General features: G+C 65.4%; 17 protein-coding genes. 9 read left to right on the top strand and 8 right to left on the bottom strand.

Annotated features, from left to right (window positions below; translation table 11 throughout):
• Positions 1-124 precede the first annotated feature (124 nt).
• Positions 125-973: a peptidase M10A and M12B matrixin and adamalysin gene (locus ACJYUO_RS14105; RefSeq protein WP_494345983.1), complete on the top strand. Its 849-nt coding sequence runs from the start codon at positions 125-127 to the stop codon at positions 971-973.
• Between the two features lie 9 nt (positions 974-982).
• On the opposite strand, the gene ACJYUO_RS14100 is transcribed toward ACJYUO_RS14105, so the two are convergent.
• The 3 genes from ACJYUO_RS14100 to ACJYUO_RS14090 form a co-directional block, all read right to left on the bottom strand.
• Positions 983-1,330: a winged helix-turn-helix domain-containing protein gene (locus tag ACJYUO_RS14100; protein ID WP_494345982.1), complete on the bottom strand. Its 348-nt coding sequence runs from the start codon at positions 1,328-1,330 to the stop codon at positions 983-985.
• A gap of 354 nt (positions 1,331-1,684) precedes the next feature.
• Complete coding sequence (otsB, locus tag ACJYUO_RS14095) at positions 1,685-2,524, bottom strand: trehalose-phosphatase (RefSeq protein ID WP_494345981.1); 840 nt, start codon at positions 2,522-2,524, stop codon at positions 1,685-1,687.
• Positions 2,525-2,527: 3 nt separating this feature from the next.
• Positions 2,528-4,255: an alpha,alpha-trehalose-phosphate synthase (UDP-forming) gene (locus ACJYUO_RS14090; protein WP_494345980.1), complete on the bottom strand. Its 1,728-nt coding sequence runs from the start codon at positions 4,253-4,255 to the stop codon at positions 2,528-2,530.
• Positions 4,256-4,438: 183 nt separating this feature from the next.
• Here ACJYUO_RS14090 and ACJYUO_RS14085 point away from each other — a divergent pair, with 183 nt between their 5' ends.
• Positions 4,439-5,587 carry a M24 family metallopeptidase gene (locus ACJYUO_RS14085; protein ID WP_494345979.1) on the top strand — a complete coding sequence of 383 codons (1,149 nt, stop codon included), beginning with the start codon at positions 4,439-4,441 and terminating at the stop codon, positions 5,585-5,587.
• A 181-nt stretch (positions 5,588-5,768) separates the two neighbouring features.
• Here the strand turns inward: ACJYUO_RS14085 and ACJYUO_RS14080 are convergent, their stop codons facing one another.
• The 3 genes from ACJYUO_RS14080 to ACJYUO_RS14070 form a co-directional block, all read right to left on the bottom strand.
• The gene (locus tag ACJYUO_RS14080; protein ID WP_494345978.1) at positions 5,769-6,974 is read right to left on the bottom strand and encodes a Cdc6/Cdc18 family protein; all 1,206 of its coding nucleotides are present in this window, start codon (positions 6,972-6,974) and stop codon (positions 5,769-5,771) included.
• Between the two features lie 1,226 nt (positions 6,975-8,200).
• Positions 8,201-8,377, bottom strand: a complete 177-nt coding sequence (locus ACJYUO_RS14075; RefSeq protein WP_160163642.1) for a hypothetical protein — start codon at positions 8,375-8,377, stop codon at positions 8,201-8,203.
• A 243-nt stretch (positions 8,378-8,620) separates the two neighbouring features.
• Complete coding sequence (locus ACJYUO_RS14070; RefSeq protein WP_494345977.1) at positions 8,621-9,790, bottom strand: DUF7350 domain-containing protein; 1,170 nt, start codon at positions 9,788-9,790, stop codon at positions 8,621-8,623.
• 180 nt (positions 9,791-9,970) lie between these two features.
• Between ACJYUO_RS14070 and ACJYUO_RS14065 the strand changes: the two genes are divergently transcribed.
• The 6 genes from ACJYUO_RS14065 to ACJYUO_RS14040 all read left to right on the top strand — a co-directional run bounded on the left by ACJYUO_RS14065 (position 9,971) and on the right by ACJYUO_RS14040 (position 17,182).
• Complete coding sequence (locus ACJYUO_RS14065) at positions 9,971-10,678, top strand: SCO family protein (RefSeq protein ID WP_494345976.1); 708 nt, start codon at positions 9,971-9,973, stop codon at positions 10,676-10,678.
• Positions 10,679-11,233 carry a TlpA family protein disulfide reductase gene (locus ACJYUO_RS14060; protein WP_494345975.1) on the top strand — a complete coding sequence of 185 codons (555 nt, stop codon included), beginning with the start codon at positions 10,679-10,681 and terminating at the stop codon, positions 11,231-11,233.
• 1 nt (position 11,234) lies between these two features.
• A complete protein-coding gene (locus ACJYUO_RS14055) occupies positions 11,235-11,909 on the top strand; it encodes a cytochrome c biogenesis CcdA family protein (protein ID WP_494345974.1) in 675 nt (224 codons plus the stop codon).
• A gap of 371 nt (positions 11,910-12,280) precedes the next feature.
• The gene (locus tag ACJYUO_RS14050; RefSeq protein ID WP_494345973.1) at positions 12,281-12,703 is read left to right on the top strand and encodes a universal stress protein; all 423 of its coding nucleotides are present in this window, start codon (positions 12,281-12,283) and stop codon (positions 12,701-12,703) included.
• Between the two features lie 200 nt (positions 12,704-12,903).
• Positions 12,904-16,167: a bacterio-opsin activator domain-containing protein gene (locus tag ACJYUO_RS14045; RefSeq protein WP_494345972.1), complete on the top strand. Its 3,264-nt coding sequence runs from the start codon at positions 12,904-12,906 to the stop codon at positions 16,165-16,167.
• Between the two features lie 241 nt (positions 16,168-16,408).
• On the top strand, positions 16,409-17,182 hold the full coding sequence (locus ACJYUO_RS14040) for a helix-turn-helix domain-containing protein (RefSeq protein WP_494345971.1): 774 nt from the start codon (positions 16,409-16,411) through the stop codon (positions 17,180-17,182).
• A gap of 196 nt (positions 17,183-17,378) precedes the next feature.
• Here ACJYUO_RS14040 and ACJYUO_RS14035 read toward each other — a convergent pair whose 3' ends face one another.
• The gene (locus tag ACJYUO_RS14035; protein ID WP_494345970.1) at positions 17,379-17,564 is read right to left on the bottom strand and encodes a DUF5786 family protein; all 186 of its coding nucleotides are present in this window, start codon (positions 17,562-17,564) and stop codon (positions 17,379-17,381) included.
• A 676-nt stretch (positions 17,565-18,240) separates the two neighbouring features.
• On the opposite strand from ACJYUO_RS14035, the gene glmS reads away from it, so the two are divergent.
• Positions 18,241-20,052 carry a glutamine--fructose-6-phosphate transaminase (isomerizing) gene (glmS, locus tag ACJYUO_RS14030; protein ID WP_494345969.1) on the top strand — a complete coding sequence of 604 codons (1,812 nt, stop codon included), beginning with the start codon at positions 18,241-18,243 and terminating at the stop codon, positions 20,050-20,052.
• Positions 20,053-20,587: 535 nt separating this feature from the next.
• Here the strand turns inward: glmS and glmU are convergent.
• Positions 20,588-21,769, bottom strand: a complete 1,182-nt coding sequence (gene glmU, locus ACJYUO_RS14025; RefSeq protein WP_494345968.1) for a bifunctional sugar-1-phosphate nucleotidylyltransferase/acetyltransferase — start codon at positions 21,767-21,769, stop codon at positions 20,588-20,590.
• Positions 21,770-21,935: the final 166 nt, after the last annotated feature.

The raw sequence follows: 21,935 nt of genomic DNA, 5'->3' as shown, positions 1-21,935 counted from the left end.
CGCCGGCGATGAGGTCGGGTCTCCGGAGATCGGCCATCGACCGGAACGAGACGGCATTAGCCGAGCGGTAATTCATGTCATCGTTCACTTGCGGACACCGGGTCTTTCCCGACCGAGATCGCCCGTGAAGCGTCGCGTGTTCCTCGGCACGGTCGGGTCGGCGGCCTCGCTCACCACGCTGGCGTACGCGACCCGCCACCCGACCGAGACGCTCGCGGTCCGGATCTGGTTCTCGGAGCGGGCCGCGGCCTACGACGGGATCGGCGACCGCGTCCGCGAGTATCTCGGGGCGACGTTCGCCCTCGAGCACTGGGAACTCGACGTCTCCCTCGGCGGTTCCGTCTCGGTCTCGACCGAGGACGCTGCGCGGCTCACCGCCCGCGGCGAGTGGCCGACAGCCGTCGCGGCGGGCGCGCTCGGCCGCCGGGACCTCGAGCCGGTAGCGGATGCGAACCTGCTGGTGACCGACGGGGGGATGGAACGGGCACCGACCGGCTACGGGATCCCCCACATCGCCTCGGTCGGCGGGGCCCGACACATCGCCGCCCTCGAGCCGTTCGACGAACTGGTCGGCGACGACGCGCGCTCGATCGTTCCGTACGCGACGCCGACGCGGTCGATTCAGGTGCTCGTCCACGAAATCGGGCACGCACTCGGGCTGGAACACGACCACGGCATGGCGTTTCGCGACGGCGAGGCTGTCGTCGCGACGCCGATGCTCGGCAGTTACGTGTGGGACCCCGAATACGATACCGACCGCCCACATTGCGGGGCCGCGATTCCGAACACGGAGAACAGAACACGGAAACTCAGCCTCGCCTTTTCGTCGTGTGCCCGCCGCGAACTCGCGGCCTACGAAGGCGGACTCTTCTCGGATGGTACCCTACAGAGAGTCAAGCCGACGGCTCCCGGCGGCGCGGACCGAGACGCAGCGCCGAACGACCGGCAACGGGATCGGAACGGACTCGAGTAGTGCGCGTCGTTACTCGTCGGTGTCGTCGTCCTCGCCGCGTGCGAAGCTAGCCTGTGGCTCGCCCTCCTGGTCCGTGCCGGCGTTCGGCCCTTCGATAAGCGCTTCGAAGTCGTCGACCTCGTCGTACTGGTCTCGGTACACCAGCGCGGCCTTCCCCGCGGAGGTGATCTCGTAGAGCCCGGACCGTTCGGCGGGACCGATCTTGGTGACGAGCCCGTAGTCTTCGAGCACCGGCAGTCTGGTGTTGATATTCTTCCGGCTCTTGCCCGTGTGAGCAGCCAGATTCGTTGCGACATTTCGTCCCTTGTCCTCGAGCGACTCGAGGATCAGGAAATCAGTTGGTTGGCGGAGTTTCACTCTCGTTCACTCTCGTACCGCACTATATTTCCAGTGGTAACTAATACTTTCGGCTCGAGACCCGATGTTTTCGTCGGTTATTTCCATCCGTACTATTAAGTTGCCGTCCAACGTAGCCCTCGAGTGGGTGGGTCGAGCAACTCGCGACGGATCCCCCATCGTCGCACCCGAACCGAGTCCGGTTCACGACCCGTTGCTCCCCGGTATCGGGCTCGACCGCCACCTGCCCCCACTCGGCTCCCACCCCTCTCCCCCCATTGTCCTCCGTTTGTCGGGTATTACAGCAGAGCATCAACAGTACGGGCACCGGCGGAACCGTGGCCGGAATCGCGTCGCCACTCCCGGTCACCGGTATCAGTCGGCGGTCACGGCCGGCGATTCGTCGGCGGCAGTCAGTTCGGCCCCGGTCGAGCCGAGCCAGGAGAGAAACGACGCGACCTCGGCGGGGGACTCGACCCGATAGGAGGCATTCGAGGGACCGGCGCCGCCGACGCGGATCCCGATCCCGTCCGGCTCGACCGCCCGAAACGCCGATTCGTCGGTGACGTCGTCCCCGATGTAGACGACGGTCGTCGCCGGCGGCTCGTCGGCGGCGATCAACTCGACGGCGTTTCCTTTGCCCCACGGGAAGTCCGGCCCGATCTCGAGGATCCGTTTCCCGGTCGAAATCTCGACGGCATCGCCGCCGAAGCGATCGACGACTGCGCGCGTGATCCGGCGCACGGTCGGTTCGGCGGCCGGCGGCACGGATCGGAAGTGAACCGTGCCCGTCAGGCGCTTGTTCTCGATCCGGCAGTTCGGGACCGACGAGAGGGCAGTCTCGAGGATCGAGCAGAGGCGATCGATCCGGGCGGCGCGCTTGCGCGCGACCGGGTGGACGGCGATTGACCCGTTGCGGGCGAGTTCGAGCCCGTGGTTGCCGGCGTAGATCGCCGGGCCGTCGACGCGCTCGCGGACGTCCGTCAGCGCGCGGCCGCTGACGACCGCCGTCGTTATCCCCGGCATCGCCGCGAGGGTTGCCACCGCGTTCCGATTGCGCTCGATCGGTACCGCGGCGTCGGGATCCTCGACGATCGGCGCGAGCGTCCCGTCGAAATCCAGACAGACGAGGAGGCCGCCGGCATCCGCGAGACGGTCCCGAACTCGGGCCCGTCGCTCTGCGAGCGGCTGTGGCTGTGACTCGGTTTCAGTCATCGATTACGCTGGGGGCGTCGGTTCTTTCGAGTCTGAATCCGAATCTGTATCCGAGCCGGGGTCGGATCCAGCGCTGTTTTCCGCGCTCCCGTCGCCGGTCCGGCGGTCGCCGTGGACGCGTCTGATCCAGTCGAACTGCGTGTCCATCCACGCCTCGATGTCGCCGTTGAACACGCGCTGGCGAAGCGTGTTCATCCGCCGCCGGCGTTCGTACGGCGGCATCGAAAGCGCGTGCTCGAGCTGGGACGCGAATCCGTCGACATCGGTCGGATCGATCGTCAGGGCGTGGGAGCCGAACCGATCGTGTGCGCCGGTTCGATCGCTCAGCAGCAACGTCCCGTCGCCATCGACGCTGGCGGCGATGTACTCCTGTGCTACCAAGTTCATGCCGTCGATTAGCGGGCTCACGATCATCGTATCCGCGCGCCGGTAGAGTGCATAGAGGTCCTCCTCGGGTAGCACGTCCTCGGTGTAGACGATCGGTTGCCAATCGTCGGTCTCGAAGCGGCGGTTGATCCGCGTTACTTCGCTGCGGACGAGTTCGCCGTACTCCTCGTAGGTATCGATCTCAGTACGCGACGGCGTCGCCTTCTGGAGGAACGTGAACCCGCCGCGCCAGTCCGGGTTCCGCTCGAAGAAGCGCTCGAGAGCCGCAAGCCGCTCCGGAATCCCCTTGCTGTAATCGAGGCGATCGAGCCCCAACCCGAGCATGGTGTCCTGGTCAATCCCGTACTCGTCGAACAGGTCGGAAAGCCGGTTGGGATCGGTCGATCGCGCTCCCCGGTCGTACGATTCGGCGTCGACGCCCATCGGCGTCGCGACGACCCGGGTCGTCGTCCCCTCGTATCGGACCGTTCGGTGAGCGTAATCGACGGCGGCTGCGGGCAGGAATCGGTCGACACAATCCAGGAACTGATCGGCGTACCGCTCGACGTGGAAGCCGAGCAGATCGTTGCCGAGCAGTCCCTCGAGGACCGGAACGCCGACCGAGCAGTGCCGAAACGTCGACGCCGACGGCCACGGGATGTGCCAGAACTGCGCGACGGTCGCGCCGGCCGGAACCGATTCCCTGATCATCCGCGGCGCGAGCGCGAGATGGTAGTCCTGCAGCCAGATCACCGAGTCGTCGGTCGCGTGGTCGGCGACCGCCTCGGCAAACCGCTCGTTGACTGTCTGGTACCACTCGAAGTCGTTCGCTCGATCCTCAATCAGGGCGGGAAAGTCGTGACAGAGCGGCCAGAGAACCCGATTGCTGAAGCCGTAGTAGTAGGAGTCGACGGCTTCCTCGGAGAGATCGAGGCGGCGCAGCGTGTATGCTTCCTCCTCCGGCGGGACGGCAACGCAGTTCCGCTCGTCGGTCACGTCGAAGTCGGCCTCGCCGTCGCCCCACGCGATCCACGTGCCGTTGGTCCGTTTGACGACGGGATCGAGGCCCGCCGTCAGGCCGCCGGTCGGTTCGTCGACCGTAATCGATCGCGCGTCGGCCGTCGAACGAGTGCCACCGTTGGCCCCCGTCGGCGGGGAGTCGTCACCGCTCGCGGAATCGGCGTCCGCCGCCGGAGCGTCGTCTTCGTACTCGTGACGATACGGTTGCCGGTTCGAGACCACGATCAACGAACCGGGACAGCTCGGACCGCTCGAGCCGGATGCTTCGTCCGTTCGGCCGCGGCCGTCGGCCCGCCGCTGTCGTTTGCGTACAGTCGTCGACGACAACCGCTCGGTAACTCGCATTCGCTGAAATAGCACAGCCTCCCGACGGGTTGCCTCGCGGCCTGCGATCGCCGGGGGGTTAATACGTTCCTGTTACCAACCGGGCTATCCGGACTGTTCGGCCTGCGTGAAAGTCACCGAGCTAGTATTCCATAATCACCTTCCAACCAAACGTTGATTTTCCGCTCGATCGAACTCTCCCCCATGGAATCCCCGTTCGAGCGCCGGATCGCGGCCTGTCAGCGCCGACTCGAGCGCGACGGAGCCGATCTGGTCGTCTGCTTTCCGAGTCCGAACCTGACCTATCTGACCGGCTTCGAGGAGTCGCCGTCCGAACGGCACCTGTTGCTGTTCGTTCCCGACACCGGCGACCCCGCGCTGGTCGCGCCGGCGATGTACGAAGAACAACTGTCCGAGCTTTCGGTTTCGGATCTCCGACTGCACTGTTGGACCGACGCGGACGACCCGCTCGAGGTCACCGAAGACGTACTGACGGCCTATTCGCTCGGGGGGACGGGCCCGGCGACCGTCCTCGTCGACGACCGGATGTGGGCGACGTTCACGCAGGATCTCCGGGAGCTGCTGCCCGACGCCGAGTTCGGTCTCGCGAGTACCGCTCTCGAGCCGCTGCGAATTCGCAAGGACGACGTCGAACTCGCGGCGCTCCGGCGCGCTGGCGACCTCGCGGACCGCATCTCGGTCGAGATCCGCGCACGCGGGAACGATCTACTCGGGATGACCGAATCGGAACTGGCGAGTGAGATCGACCGACTGCTCGCTGCGGCCGGTGGCGAGGAGCCAGCCTTCGAGACGATCGTCGCTGCCGGCCCGAACGGTGCCCGGCCCCACCACCACGGCGGCTCGCGGGAGATCGAGGCCGGCGATCCGATCGTCTTGGACTTCGGCGCGTTCGTCGAGGCCGATCTCGAGGCCGGGACGGCGCGCTATCCCGGCGACCAGACGCGGACGATCGTCGTCGGCGAGCCGCCCGCCGAGTACGAACGGGTCCACGACACCGTCAGGGAGGCCCAGCAGGCCGCGATCGACGCGATCGAGCCGGGTGTTACGGCCGGCTCGATCGACCGCGCGGCCAGAGCGGTCATCGAGGACGCCGGCTACGGCGACGCCTTCGTCCACCGAACCGGCCACGGCGTCGGCCTCGAGGTCCACGAACCGCCATACATCGTCGCGGGCAACGACCGCGAACTCGAGCCCGGCATGGTCTTTAGCGTCGAACCCGGGATCTACCTCGAGGGCCAGTTCGGTGTCCGAATCGAGGACTTGATTGCGGTGACCGAGGACGGTGCCGAGCGACTGAACGACACGCCACGCGGGTGGGAGACCGGCCGCTGAGCGAGGTACCATCGCTGAGTAGGGAGCCACCGCTGAACGTGATGACGTATCGATCGCTCGAGTTGGCAAGCGACCCGGGACACCGTGTTTCCGGTGAAATGTCGGCTCGTTGCCCACTGAACGGTGCTAATAACGTCGAAATGACTCGGCAGTTTCTGGCGTGGCTCGGCGGTTCGTGGCGCTAGGACTCGTCGGTCTCGATGAGGACCTTTCGAACGACCTCCGGATCCTCGAGCAACTGGTGTTCGGTGTAACTCCCCTCGGCGCTGCCGCCGCTCCGGCGGGCCTGCTCCAGGATGTCGAGGAACGCGTGCTCTTTCAGCAGGTCGCGCACCCGTCGGAGCGAGAGCGGCTCGGAGCGCTCCTGTCGGCAGATTTCCTCGTAGACGTCGTAGATCTTCGTCGTCCGGAACCCGTCCTCTTCGGTCGCGTTGAGCGAGAGCACCGCGAGCGCCTGCAGGACGTACCGAGAGTGGGGGGTCGAACCGCGGATGAGTTCGCGGAAGCGATCGGTTTCGGCCCGCTCGCGGGCCTGCACGACGAATTCCTCGCGAACGGTCTCGCTGCCCTTCGACTGAGCGATCTCGCCGGCGTAGCGGAGGATGTCGATCGCTTTCCGCGCGTCGCCGTGTTCGCGGGCCGCGAGTGCGGCCGCCCGTGGGATGACGGAAGGCTCGAGGACGCCGTCCTTGAACGCGTCGCTGCGGGCCTGCATGATGTCCCTGAGTTGGTTTGCGTCGTAGGGCGGGAAGACGAACTCGCGCTCACAGAGGCTGGATTTGACCCGCTCGTCCAGTCGATCCTTGTACTTGATCTTGTTACTGATGCCGATCACCCCGATCTTGCACGACTCGAGCTTGCCGGCTTCGCCCGCACGCGAGAGTTGCATGAGAATGTCATCGTCGTCGAGTTTGTCGACCTCGTCGAGAATCACGAGGACGACGTCGTACTGGGAGTCGAGTACGTTCCAGAGACGCTTGTAGTACGTCGAGGTGCTGAGTCCCTTATCGGGGATTCGCACGTCGGTGCGTGCCGGTTCGTTCAGCGCGTGGGCGATTGTCTGGACGGCTTGGGTCTCCGTGTTGTCCTGGGCGCAGTCCACGTAGGCGAACGCCGAGGTGACGTCCTCGTCGCCCGCGACGCGGACGGCCCGTTCCGAGATATACTTCGCACAGAGGGACTTTCCCGTCCCCGTCTTGCCGTAGATGAGAAGGTTGCTCGGGCTCTGGCCGAAGATCGCGGGGTTGACCGCGTTCGCGAGCTCCGAAATCTCGTCGTCCCGGCCGACGATCCGCCCCTCCGCGGGGAGGTGATTGATCTCGAGTAGCTCCTTGTTCTCGAAGATCGGGTCGTCGCGCGTAAACAGGTCGTCACCGGAACTCGACATGGTCGAACACCGGGTTTCCGGTGAAATAGTGTTTCCGTTTGGGAGCGCGGACTCGAGTCCGAACGGAGACGTAGCGCAGGAGTTCTGAAACGCGTAGAATCGGCTGCTCAATTCTCATTTGATCGGCTCGGTTGGATCCCGTGCGTTGACTGCCTCCGGTTATCGACCGGGTGTGGACACACACCGTGTTTCCGGTGAAACGGGAAAATGGCGGGTGAGAGGTGCAGTTGAAACGGAGGTTTCCAAGTCACAAACCGAGAGAATAGGAGACGAAAGCACCGGTAGAGGCGGGAATCACCGATTACGACTAGTGGCGAATGCGACTATCGACTCGAGTGGACGGTTACTCTGACTACTATCTAAATAGAATTCTGATTCACTTAATGAACTATACACACAACATATTCATATATGTACCTATGTCGGATCGAAATCGGACCGTCATTCGCGGATACCGGCTGAGGCGGAGTTGACCAGAGAGTGGAGTTGATTCAGTCGAGTTCTCACCACCAGTATGCTGCTCACGACGGAGGTTCCCTTTGGCGACTTTCACCGGAAACCCGGTGTGTGGCCGCTGAACCCTCCGCCGAACGACGCGGTGTGGCATTTCGGTTCCACTACACGCCGTATCCCCTTTCACTGCGCCTTCCGATTTCTCCGGTTCTATTTTGCCCCACCCACTGCTATTGTCCGACCCGCTTCGTGCCGTTTCACCGGAAACACGGTGTGCGTGCAGTCGCCACAAACGATTCGCTCAGGGATCGTTCGCTCGAGGCTCGATTCGCTCCCCCCGATCACCGAAAGCCGGATTCACCGGAAACCCGGTGTGTCCGCCCGCGATTGACTCGTCCGTCGAGAACACGTTCTCCAGTGACGGGAATACACCGGAAAGACGGTGTCCGTGCAACTGGTTCTGTTCTCCGCCACCCACGGTCTTGACTATCGAAACCGATCGCCGCACAACTTTCACCGGAAACCTGGTGTGTTGCACTGTCATGGCCTTGCTGGCTCTTCCGTCCCGATCCGCGTAATTTTCACCGGAAACACGGTGTGGGCCTCAATGCGGCCGATGCGGAGATCTCTTCGGATGGAGTAACGACTCGCGATACCGTTCACCGATCGATCGGTGATCGGCCGGAGTTCGCGCTCACCGGCCGAATCTGCCGCATAGTGTTCGTTCGGCGGTGCCTACTGGACCGCAGCCCAGTCCCGGTTTCCCGGGTCGTTCAATAGTAATAGAGCTCGAGTTCGTGACCGCAGTTCCGACACTGGGTTTCCTTCCCCAGCAGTCGGTTCGAGTCGCTCTCCGCGTGGATCCCCGGTCCCGGGGGAACGGACGCGTCGACTGTTGCGTCACACTCCGGACAGCCGATATGCATATCTGCGTGACCTGTGCGAGACATCGCTCGAGCGTATGCCGTGATCCCGGATAGTTATCGGAGCCGTACGGAATCGCTGGCGCTCCCTTCCGATCGTTCGCGCGCTATAGCATCGGATTTACGCCCCACACGCCGGAGCCGAGTAGCCGCTCCTTTCGGCCGTTCCCTGGCCGTTCGAATCCATCCGTAGATCGTTTCTGACTGAAAGCCGGTGTTTCCGGGATCGAAATCGACCGCCGCGGCGCGACGACTCGGAGTGTGGCGCGGCTACACGGTGTACGTGATGTCTTCGAACTCGAAAAAGGCCGTCTCGTAGCCGTCGTGGCGGGAAACCTGCGGCGGCGCGTCGACGGTCACCGTCACGCGGTCCCCGGTCGCGAGGTCGTCGACCGCAAGCCCGTAGTGATACCCCACCTCGTCGTCGAGCGCCTGCGAAAGCGGACCTTCGCCGACCACCGTCCCGTCGCGTTCGATAGTCGCGGACAGCGAGGTAAGCGGGAGGAGCACGTTGTTGTACGGCGTTCTGGGAGACACTGCCAGATACGAGCCGCCGTCAGCGAACCGATCGGCGTCGGTCGCGAGCGCGGCGAACGCCGCGTCGCCGCTGCGCTCGGTACCCAGCGACTGGCCGGCGAGGTCCTCGAGCGCGGGGGCCTGTCCCATCGGTGGCGGACCGAGTTCGCCGTCGGCGTGTCCGCCACCGTTGCCGTGCCCGGACTCGTGATCGCTGCTATTGCCGTCGCCGCCGTCACCGCCGTCGCCGTGGTCCATCAGCGACAGCGCACCCTCCTCACCCCACCGATCCTCGTCGATCGTCTGAAACGAGAGGCCGTTGATGTCCGAGCGGGCGTACTCGAAGTCGACCTCGAGCGATCCCTGCGATTCCAGTCGGCCCTCGAAGCTACCGGTTCGCTCGAGGCTGCCCCCGACCGGACCGGCTCGAACGCGGACCGTGTACTCGCCCTCGCCGGGCAGTTGGACGTTGTCACCGTAGTGAAAGCCCATCCGCTGGGAGATCATGGGCCACGGCGAGGAGATGCCGTCGTCAATCGGGGAGCCGTCCCGTCGGATCTCGAGTTGCATGTCCGTCGGCAGGACGGTTCGCGTTTCGCGGTCCCAGACGGTGACCATGAGGTGCAGAGTGTCGTCGGTGCCGACCTCGACGAGTTCCGTTTCGTCGCCGTTGACGAGCCAAAAGCGGTGCGGGAAGGTATACGAGAGCGCGACCGCGTAGTCGCCGTCGGCGGCCATGCCGTAGCTCCGCATCTCCTCGCGTGAAGAGGGGAGATAGACCGCGTCGGGTCGGTTCTCCACGAGCGGCGGGTTCGCCCACGCGGACTCTTCTTCGAAGCCGAGTCGCTCGAGACAGCCGGCGAGCCCGACGGTTCCGACGGCACCGATCCCGGCTGCCCCACGGAGGAAACCCCGACGATTCATTAGCGGTCGTTGGGCACCGGCGACAAAACGCCTGTTGGTTCACCGCTCGAACGGGCACAACGCCGCCGTCCTCATTGGCCGACAAACGATTCAGTCTCTCAGAGATACAGTCTCGATGACTGTTCCTCCTTCGTGAATCGAACCAATGAACCTTTGATTCGGCGCTCCTTGGCTCCATACATGGACCGGCGGACATATCTCGGCGGGGCCGCGATAACGGGGCTTACCAGCATTGCCGGCTGTCTCGGCCAGACGCTCGGCGGAGACGGGGGAGACGAGGGACATCCCGATGCTGTACTTGCCCCTCCGGAACAGGACTTGAGCGAAGCGTCGCATCCGAGCTACGGCGACGAATATCCGGCGACGACGCTTCCAGATCCGCTGTCCGGAGAGACGATCTCGACCGATCAGTTCGAGGGCGACCGCACCGTCTTGATGACCTTTCTCTATACGAGCTGTCCGGACGGAATGTGCCCTGCACTGGCCCTACGTCTGCGACGCGCACAGGAAGTCGCGGCCGAGAACGGGTATGGGGACGAGGCCGCGTTCCTCGCGATGACGTTCGATCCCGAGCGGGACACCGAGGAGACGCTTCGGACATTCGCCGAGGAACGCAGCGTCGACTTAGAGGCCGGTAACTGGCACTTCCTGCGACCGGATCGGTACGAGAAAGCACGATCGGTTATCGACGAGACGTACGGACTACCGAAGGAATCGCTAAAGAAGAACTACGACAACCCCTACGACGACCTCGAATACACCTTCCCGCATCTCCCCTACATCTTCCTCGTAAACGAGAAGGGGATCGTCGAACGCGTCTACGTGAAAGGGCACACGGTGGATATCCAACAGCTCGTCGACGACTTCGAAACGGTGGTGACGGGGTAGATGCGTCGGCGCGACGTCCTCGCCGGAGTCGGGAGCCTCGCCGTGATCGGTAGCGGAGGCGCAGTGGCGATACACGGACTGCCGTCGCTCGACGGGGCAGACGACGAGAAACCGGTCGCCGAGCCGCAGACGGTCGAGACAATCGACGCTCCGGGCAGCGACGCCGGCGACGTACGCGTCCCGGCAACCGATCGAGCGACGTTCGTCGACTTTTTCGGAACGTGGTGTGAACCCTGTTCGAAGCAGATGCCGGCTCTGATCGAGGCCCACGAGCGTCTCGGTGACGACGTGTTGTTCATGTCCGTCACGAACGAGGATGTCGGAGGATCGGTGACGAAAGACGAAGTCGTCGACTGGTGGGAAGAGCACAACGGGAATTGGACGCTCGGCATCGATCCGATCGCCGAACTGAGCGCCGCGTACTCCATCGGCGGGGTCCCCTACGCGGTCGCGATCGACGCTGACGGACGGATCCAGTGGTCGGACGGCGGTCGGAAGTCCGCGGACGAATTAGTCACCGGTATCGAACGAGCGCTCGAGGACAGGGACGAATAGCATGATCGATTCGGCACTCGTGACGTCGCTCTCGTTCGGATTGATATCCGGTGTTGCGACCTTTTTCTCACCGTGTTCCTATCCGCTCCTCCCGGGGTACGTCGGCTTCTATGTCAGCCAGACCGAGGGCGATCGGGCGTCGCTGAGCGGTGCGCTGAGTCGCGGATTGGTCGCCGGTCTCGGCGTGCTCGTCACCTTCGGCGTCCTGCTCGGGGCGACGTTCTGGATCGGACACGAGACGCTGTCGGCCGTTACGTGGTTCGAACTCGTCGCCGGAATCGTCCTGATCGCGTTCGGACTTCTGGTCGTCGTCGGCCGTGCGCCGTCGCCGTCGATCGCGCTTCCGAAGCGCCGCTCGAGCGTCCTCGGATTCGCGATCTTCGGCGTCGGCTACGCGCTGGCGGCGGCGGGCTGTGTCGCACCGGTTTTCTTCGGCGTAGTCACCCGTTCGTTATCGCTCCCGACGACTCCGGCGGCGATCCTCCTCGGAACGTACGTCGGAAGTTTCGTCGTGCTCATGGTCTCGCTGACCGTCGCGACGGGAATGGGGCTCGTCGCCAGTGCCGGCCGGCTCGCGGCCTACACCGGCACGCTCAAACGCATCGCGGGCGCGGTCATGATCGTCGCCGGCGTCGGGCAACTGTATCTCGCCATCGTCGTTCTCGACGTGCTCTGACCGCGACCGCGCGAGGCTCCCCACGGCCGCGTTTACCGACCGTCGCCCGAACCCGTCCCCAGTGAATGTGATCGCTGGGACGGTTTTGAAACGAATGTGTGTTTTGCTTAATCCAAAGTGAGAGGGCAAGCTCTTTATTTCCGATCGTCCCCAGTATTCGGCTCGTGAGCCGATATCGGTGTCCCGAATGTCTCGAGGAGGCGGCCGCTGAGGTTGACCGAGCGGTGACGGACGCCGGATTGAAACGGTGCTTCGAGTGTCGGAACTGCGAACACGCGTGGGACGTCGTCTTCTAACGAGCGAACGGGACCTCGGCAGGCAACGGCAGGTCAGGAACCTATCCCGCCGTCTCCCGAACGAGTACGCAAGCGATGTATCAGGATTTGCTGCTCGCGACGGACGGGAGCGACGCCGCCGACCGAGCGACCGATCACGCGATCGAACTGGCGAGCCAACTCGACGCGACCCTGCACGTCCTGTCCGTCTCCGAGGACGGGCCACAGGCCGCGAACAAGGAGGATAAGCTGCGTTCGGACCCGGAAAACGAAGCCGAGCGGGCCGCCGAACGCGCCAGAGACGCGGCGTCGCAAAACGGCGTCGAGGTGACCGGGGACATCCGCCACGGCGTCCCACAGGAGCAGGTCGTCGACTTCGCAGAGACGAACCCGACCGATATGATCATCGTCGGGACGGCCGGCCGGTCGGGGCTCGATCACCTGATCTCGGGGAGCGTCGCCGAGGAAATCGTCCGGAACGCGCCGGTGCCGGTCCTCACCGTTCGCGAACGACCCTGACCGTCGCCGTCCGATAGCGTGACCGAACCGGTGGTTCGGACTCAACCTTCCGTGTTATACGCGAGTACGAAACAGATACTTAATCGGCGTGAGAGCGACGGGAGCGCTATCGTGGTCGCTCGTCTCGCAAGCGCGCCCGTCGACTCGCAGATCCGGATCCGGCGCATTCGGCTGGAGCGACAATCCGAGGTGTGCTCCCCGTGAGCGACAGCACCGCGACCGTCGTCGGCGACGCGCTGTGTGTACTCGTCGCCGGCGACTCCGACCCGGCCGACGACGCGATGGCCGCACTCGCCGCGCGGTTCGACGGCGTCTCGCTGCTCAGGGAGCGAACGCTTGCGGGGGCCCGCGAGCGACTCGCCGAGCGGGAGGTCCACTGCGTCGTCTGTCCGTTCGGGGCGACCGACGACGGACCGGCGGCTGCCGGCGCGACCCTCGAGCGGCTCGCGGCCCGGGCCGACGACCGGCCGATCATCGCCGTCACAGCCGCAGAAGCCGCCGACCGGGCGCTCGAGGCCGGCGCGAGCGATGTCGTCGAGCCCGACGAGTCCCCGGCGGTACTCGCCGCGCGCGTCGGGAACGCCGCCGAGCGAGAGCGGTATCGGCTGGCCACCGAGAAATCCGACCGCCGCCACCGGGCGATCCTCGAGCACGCCGCGGCGGCGGTCTGGATTTGCGACGCCGAGGGAGAGATCGAGTACGCGAGCCCGGCGGTCGAGTCGCGGATGGGGTACACACCGTCCGAACTCGAGCGGACGGCGATCACCCGGCTGGTCCACCCGGACGATCGCGAGGCGGTCCGGGAGACGATCGCGTCCGCCGCGGCGGCCCCGATCGGGACGACCGACCAGGTTACGTGCCGGCTGGGCCACGCCGACGGCACGTGGCACGTCGCGGACCTGGTCTGTACGAACCGGCTCGCTGATCCGGCTCTCGAGGGCGTCGTCATCACCCGATCCGGCCCCGGAACGGCGACCGACGCGACGGCCGACAGTGACGACGCTCGAGCGGGACTCGAGCGGTTCGAAGATGCGTTTTTCACCCTGGGCCCGCGGGGCGAGATCCGGTATGCAAACCGAGCGGCCGGCCGACTGCTCGCCGACATCGCGGACCGATCGATCGACGGCGATATGCAGACGGGAACGGTCGTCTGGGAACTGCTGCCCGATCGGTTCGGTACGACGCTCGCCGATCGGGTCCGCGAAGCCGAAACGACGGACTCGGTCGTCGAGTTTGAGACGAGCGACTCTGAACTCGAGGCCGATCTCTTCGTCGCCGTCCATCCCGGCGACGACGGCGTCTCGGTCTACGTGCGAGAGGTGTCACCCGATGCCGCGTCCGACGCGGCTGCGACTGACCAGGACCGTCTCGCGCTCTTCGAGTCGGTCGTCGACGCGTTAGACGAGGGAATCGCCGTCCTCGAGGGCTCGACGGTTCGGCTGGCGAACCCAGCCCTGCTGGACCTCGCGGGGACGGACTCGCTCGTCGGCCGGGACCTCGAGGCGGTGTTCGACGACGATCTCGCGGCGACGATCCGGGAACGTGCCCGCTCGCCGGTCGTCAGGTGGATGGACCCCGTGACGGGTGAACTCGCGACCGACGCGACCGCCTCGGTCGACGTCTTCGTCGCGCCCTTGCCCGATCCCGAGCGAACGCTCTGTGTCGTCCGCGACAGGCGGGATTCCCGCGCCGCCGCGCTGTCGACGATCCGGCGGACCGTCGCGACGCTTCGCCGCGCCGAAACGCCGGCCGCCGTTCGAGAAACCGTCACCGACGCCGTCCGCGAGTGTGCCGATGCCGACGCGGCCGTCTGGTACCGCGCCGACGACGACCGCCTCCGACCGGCAACAGTGACGACGAGAGAGACGGCGACGAAACGGCCTCCCAGCGGCGACCGGCCGACGCTCGAGCCGCCGCCGATCGATCCCGACGACACGCCGCTCGCGGGGCTCCTCGAGAACGGCGAACCGACCGTCTACGACCGCGCGGAATTCGGCGACGCGCTCTCCCGGGCCGGCCTCCGCGCCGAGCGGATTCTCGCCGTGCCGGTCGCGAATCGCGGGCTCGTTCTCGCGACGAGTACGGAGCCGATGGCGTTCGACCGGATCGAGATGGAATCGCTCGAGACGCTCTCTAACGCCGCTGGGCCCGCGCTTGTGGCCCTCGAGTGCGCCGAGCGTCTCCGGACATGTCGCCGCGACCGGGAGCGAGTGCGGAGCGCCGCGGAGCGGGCCGAGCACGTGTGGGACGATGCGCGATCGTTACTCGACGCCGACACGCGCAAAGCGGTCGAGCGGCGTCTCTGCGAGGCGGTCGTCGCCCTCGAGCCGGCCGAACCGGCCGACGGGATCGAACTCGCATGGGTCGGTCGCGTGGACGAGACTCGCGAGCGGATCGTCCCCGAGACGTGGGCCGGTCGCGACGGGGAATTCCTCGAGTCGATGACGGGTCCGCTGGATCGGGCCGCCGACTCGCCGAACGAGAGGGCCGCGACGACCCGCGAACCGGTCGTTGTCGAGACTCTCGAGCCGGACGCTGCCGGTCGGCCGCCGGATGGCGACGAGGACGGTCGGCGCAACCGCTTGCTCGAGCGCGGGTTTCGGGCTGTACTGCGCGTCCCGATCAAATCGGGCGACCGACGGTACGGAACGCTCACCGCGTACGCGGGGCGGTCCGCGGCGTTCGATGACGCCACCCGCCGCGCTTGCGATCGCCTCGCGACGATCGCCGGCGAAACGATCGCCGCGATCGAGACGAGACGTGCACTCCTCGCCGACCGCGTCACCGAACTCGAGGTCGTCTGCCGGGACGACGCGGAGCCGCTCTCGGCGATCGCTCACCGGCTCGGCCGACGGATCGACGTTCGGGCCGTGATCCCGCGGTCGTCGGGCGGCTCGACGGTGTTCTGCTCGCTCCCCGAGGCTGCGGTCGATGCGGAGACAGACACGATTCATGAGACCGTCGGCTCGCTGCCCGCGGTCGACTCGCTCTCGATCGCCGGCCGCGGGCCCGGTGAGACCGTCCTCGAGATCGGGCTGGCCGAGTCCGCCGAGCCGTCCGTCGCGCGGACGATCGCGGACCACGGCGGCGTCCTCCGCTCGCTCACGCCGGTCGACGACCGGACCAGACTCGCGATCGACCTTGGGGAGCCGGTCAGTGTCCGGTCGTTCCTCCGGGCGCTCGAGGCGGTCCACCCCGGAACGGAACTGGTCGCACGGTGCGACCGGGATCGGCCGCCGCGGGCGACGCGACCGTTCGAAACGCTCGCCGCGGATCTCTCGGATCGACAGCGTCGCACGCTCGAGGCGGCCTACTACGGCGGCTTCTTCGAGTGGCCCCGCGAGCGCACCGGCGAGGAAGTCGCCGAGTCGCTCGGCGTCTCACAGCCCACGTTCAGCCGGCATCTGCGGATCGCGCAGCGAAAGCTGTTCGCGCTGTTGTTCGACGAGCACGGCGGCGAGTGAGCCGTCGCGGCCGCTCGGTAGTACGCTCTTACCGGCTGTTCGGCCGCGATAATTTACGCTTTTCCTTTCAGCGAAAGCGGATGGCTCGCTGATAAATGAATCAATATAGCAGTCGTGCTCGGCTCGGGTTCCGTGTATAGCGTCCACGACCATGTACTCGGCTCGTAATACGTCGTTCAATGAGTGCGTTCGAGGTAAAAGGTAATTACGGCGGTCATCTCCCCGGATGGCGGGTGTGCCGATGAGTATCGATATTGCCGACACAGAGGAGGTAGCCGATACCGAGGGTGTGACCGAGACCGAGGACGTAACCGATATCGACGCCAAAACCGCTGTCGAAACCGGCAGTCAGTCCGGAATCCCGTCTGAGGCCGAGGGCGGAATCGTCGCCCAACTCCGGCTCGATCACCCGGACCTGTTCCTGCGCTCGGCGCTGCGACGCGCCTCGGATATCACTGTCGAACCCGAATACTGGACCACCGTCGAACCGGGACGGACCCTCGTCTTCGTCACCGCCTACGGCTCCGTCTTCGATGACTTCGAAGCCGCCCTCGAGAGTGATCCCACCGTCGCCGAACCGGTCCTCGTCGATCGCTATCCCGACCGGCGCGTCTACCGCGTTGCGGTCACCGACTGCGCGCGCACCTTCACCGCCGAAACCGCCGCCGTCGGCGGCCGGGTCCTCGAACTCTCGAGCGCTCGGAACGGGTGGCTCGTCCAGCTCCGATTCCCGGATCGCGAGCGCCTCGTTTCGTTCAACGAGTACTGTCGCGAGCGAGATATCTCGGTCACGGTCGATCACCTCCGCGTCTCCGACGACGAGGGCGACGGCGTCGTTGCCCTGACCGACAAGCAACAGGAGTTACTCGCCGTCGCCCACGAGGAGGGGTACTTCGACGTTCCCCGCGGCATCTCTCAAGACGAACTCGCGGACCGGCTCGATGTCTCGAAGTCGGCCGTCTCCCAGCGGCTCCGGCGGGCGATCGGCGAACTCTGTGCGGCGACGCTCTCCTGAACGCAGATCGGCTGCAGTCGACCGGTTTCTCGGAGTCGGCCTCGAGACGAACCATACCCAGCGCTCCGTGTCGAGTCTGAAATGAGAAAATCGAACGACGGACCGAGTCGATCGGAGTCGGACGGGGCGTCTCGAGGCGGTGTCGAACGAGTGCGGCCGGGCTCGCGTTGACACCGCTCCCCTCTCCCGGATCGGCTTACTCTTCGTCTTCTTCGTCGTCTTTCATCGAGCCGAGCTGGTCGACCAGCTCGTCCGTCGAGACGTCGGACTCGAACGACATTTCGCCCTGATGATCGTTTTCGTGGACGTTAACGGCTTCTACGTCCTCGTCGTCGGTCGTCTGCTCTTGTTGTTCGGATTCGTCGTAGCTACCAAAACCCATACGTGGTAGTCCCGCGCCACCCCAAAAGGTGTGGCGGTTTATTCCATCTCGACGCGCTCCACACTGCGCGGCCGGCAGCGCGATCGACGCGATCTGTTCCGGTCGTCCGTGGCGGCCTCACAGTCCGCTCGAGGCCGCTCGAAGCCCGTTCGTGGCCGGTTCGGACCACCGAGCGGTCAGCCTCCTCGACCCGCCGATCGAACGGCGCTTGTTCTCCCTCCCTACCGCTGGTTGGCGACGAATACCGCTCGTTCGTCGCTCCGTACTCGAACATCGGGTGGCTGTTCGGTCGGCATACGGTTCCGACGACCGCGCCAACACCCGGAAATCCGACGCGTGAGCCGTTCTGAGAAATTCACTGTTGGTGATTAATGATAGAAATATCGTCACCGCGCAGTATTTGATATTCCCGTCATGACTGGCCAGCGGCGGAGTACACGCGGACTACAGGATTCAGTAGTCCGTCTATAGTAATGGGTTCGGGAGGTTTGAAATTCGATTATGGTTGCGTACCGCCCACCCTCTCGACCGAACGCTGTGGACCGCCGGACCGCTGCATCTCATTCGCGCTCTCCGCCGGAGGCCGGAGGGTCCGACGGCGCGTCGTCTGCAGGAACCGCTCTCGTGTCCGGGTCGCACGTCAGTCTCGAACGGCCCGACGGTCGGTGATCAGCAGATGTGTGGAATCATCGGCCGCGTCGGCGACGGTAACGCCCTCGAGTCGCTTCTGACGGGACTGGAGAACCTCGAGTATCGGGGCTACGACTCGGCCGGCGTCGCCGTCCAGAACGGCTCCGGAATCAAGGTCCAGAAGCGGTCCGGGCGAGTTGAGGAACTGAAGGAATCGATCGGCGACCCACTTACGGGCGAAGTCGGGATCGGCCACACGCGCTGGTCGACCCACGGGCCGCCGACCGACGCGAACGCCCACCCGCACACAGACGAAAGCGAGGACGTCGCGGTCGTCCACAACGGGATTATCGAGAACTACGCCGCGCTCCGGGAACGGCTGGCGGCCAACGGCTACGAGTTCACGAGCGATACCGATACCGAAGTCATCCCCCACCTCGTCCAGTACTACCTCGACGCGGGCTTCGACAGCGAGGCGGCGTTCCGGCAGGCGATCGACGAACTCGAGGGCAGCTACGCCGTCACCGCGATGGTGTCGGGCGAGCACGTCCTCTACGCCGCTCGGCAGGGTTCTCCACTCGTGGTCGGCATGGAAGACGGCGAGTACTTCCTCGCAAGTGACGTGCCGGCCTTCCTCGAGTACACCGACAGCGTGGTCTATCTCGAGGACGGTGACGTCGTCGTCGTCGACGAGGACGGCGTCGAGTTCACCGACCTTGAGGGGAACTCCGTCGTGCGCACGCCCGAGACGGTCGAGTGGGATCCCGAGCAGGCGGGGAAAGGCGAGTACGATCACTTCATGCTCAAGGAGATCAACGAACAGCCGACCTCGCTGGCCCAGGCGATCGAAGGGCGGGTCGATTCCGCGACCGAACGGATCGCTCTGTCCGATTTCGAACCGGGCACCTTCGCGGATATCGACAGCGTCCAGTTCGTCGCCTGTGGGACCTCCTATCACGCCGCGCTGTACGGCTCGCTCACGCTGAATCAGGCCGGCGTGCAGTCGACCGCGCTGCTCGCGAACGAGTACAGCGTGTCCGCGCCGCCGATCGACGACGACACGCTGGTGATCGCGGTCACCCAGAGCGGCGAGACGGCCGATACCCTCACTGCGCTTCGACGGGCCGACGCCGAGGGCGCTCGCACGCTCACGGTGACGAACGTCGTCGGCTCGACGGCTGCCCGCGAGGCCGATGACGCGCTCTTCATCCGTGCCGGCCCGGAGATCGGCGTCGCTGCGACGAAGACGTTCTCTTCCCAGGCCGTCATGCTCACGCTGCTCGGCCAGCGCATCGCGGGCGACCTGCGGAGCGAGCCGCCGGCCGACCTCGAGTCGCTGTTGCCCGAACTCGAGTCGATGCCCGGCCGGATTGACGACCTACTCGCGGAGTCGGCCGCCGAGTCGATCGCCGAACAGTACAGCGACAGCCAGTCGTACTTCTTCATCGGCCGCGGCCTCGGGTTCCCCGTCGCACTCGAGGGGGCGCTGAAGTTCAAGGAAATCACTTACGAACACGCCGAAGGCTTCGCCTCGGGCGAACTCAAACACGGGCCGCTGGCGCTGGTCACGCCCGACACGCCGGTGTTCGCGATCTTCACGGGTCAAGAGGACGAGAAGACGCTGAAAAACGCCGAGGAGGCCCAAACCCGCGGCGCGCCCGTCATCGCGGTCTGTCCGGACGACCACCCCGCCGTCGAGGCCGCCGACGAGCACCTCTCGATTCCCGAGACCGAGCCGGATCTGGCGGGGCTGCTCGCGAACGTCCAGCTCCAGCTTGTCTCCTACTACGCGGCCGACTTGCTCGAGCGGCCGATCGACAAGCCGCGAAACCTCGCGAAGAGCGTCACCGTCGAGTAACGTGGTGATTTCTCCCCAGAGCTTATGCGATTCACTCCCGGCCTGTTCGCTCCTCGGTTCCGACACCTGTCGGAACACTCGTGGCTCACGGGAAGGGCGGGGATTCTCTCGCTGAATCAAGATCGCGACGGGGCACAGTTCGGTTCTGCCGCTCGCTCTTTTCGTTTCGCTTTCGGCGTTTTCAACATTCGAGCCGTTGGGCTCGAGCGTATCCAGACACGCCAGAACGACAATCGGACTCGAGTAGGGGTCAGCGAGGCCGCAGGACCCGAGACCACCCCCGTAGCCCGGTCCGCACGGCGTCGGTAACACGACCCGTACTCGAACGATGTCGGAATCGAACGTGGAGGGTCACTGCGGTGATCGAACAGTCCGATGGCGACACCACCGGAGTCACGGGTATCGACCGATACCCTCCAGTTGGACTAGGTGTTCGATACGATATAAAGGGACTACCTGATAGCCGTGGTATATCAGATTTCATAGGCAAAACGAGAGTCCCGAGAGACCCGGCCGCAACCGGCTCGAGCCCCGCCTACCGGTCTCTATCGGCCGTTTCGCCGGGGTCGATCACCGCGCCAGCCTCGAGTTTCAGGCCGGGTGCCAGGCTCGAGTTGTTGCCGATCCTGACGCCGTCACCGGCGACGACACCGAAGTTTCGACGCCCCGTCGAGAGCCGCTCTCCCTTGACGGTGAATTCTACGTCCGCGTCGTCGCGGCGGCGGTTCGCCACGGTCGTCCCCGCTCCGACGGTGACGGTTCGTCCGAGGACGCTGTCCCTGACCGACGAGCGGTGATCGATCGACGCCCCCCGCGAGAGGACGCTGTTTTCCACGTCGACGCCAGTACCGATCGAGACGTCTTCGCCGATCAGCGTCGCGCCGCGAACGCACGCGTTCGGTCCGACGGTTGCCCCCGATCGAATCAGCACCGGACCCTCGATCACCGTCCCGGGTTCGATCGTCGCGCCCGCTTCGACGACAACTGGGCCTTCGAGGTGGGCCGCGTCGCTGACCGCGCCGTCGATCCGGTGCTCGAGGTCTTCAAGTGTCCACTCGTTTGCCTCGAGTAACTCCCACGGCCGGCCAACGTCGAGCCACCGCTCGAGGGTCACCGGCGTGACCGCGTACTGCTCGACGACCCGCGCGAGCACGTCCGTGATCTCGCGTTCGCCCCGCTCGCTCGCGGGGACCTCGAGCCATTCTTTCGCGTCCGCCGGGAAGGCGTACGCGCCGGCGTTGGCGAGATTTGTCGGTGGTTCCGCGGGCTTTTCGACGATGTCCGTGACGGTGCCGTCGGTCGTGCTGAGCACTCCGTAGTTTCGCGGGTTGTCGACTTCGGCGGCACAGACGGCCGGGCACTCCGCGAACAGGCGGTCGATCGCTGCCGGATCGTAGAGGTTGTCGCCGTTCAGCACGGCGAAGGGACCGTCGATATGTTCGCGGGCGGCGGTGACGGCGTGGGCCGTCCCCGCCTGTTCGGTCTGGACGGCGTAGGCGATCGGCACGCCTCGATACTCTTCGCCGAAGTAGTCTCGGATCGTCTCGGCCTCGTAGCCGACCACGAGGACGATTTCGTCGGCCCCGGCGTCGACGGCGGTATCGATCGTCCGGGCGACGAGCGGTCGATCGCCGACGGGGAGCATCGGTTTCGGACGGGACGCGGAGAGCGGCCTGATCCGTGTCCCCTGTCCTGCCGCGAGAACGATAGCTTTCATCACGCTCAGGTACCCTGATCCGGCGGATAATTATACGTCTGTTACAGCCACAGAACCAAATTGATTGATTTTTGACTGATTTCTGGGCTGCCGACGGCATCGACTTCCCACCCACTTCCGGTCGGTTTCGAATCCGAGTCATCCTCGAGTCCCCGCTCTCGTCGGT

The sequence above is a fragment of the Natrinema sp. CRL1 genome (assembly GCF_059162405.1).
This window is presented reverse-complemented; position numbering and strand designations above follow the sequence as displayed.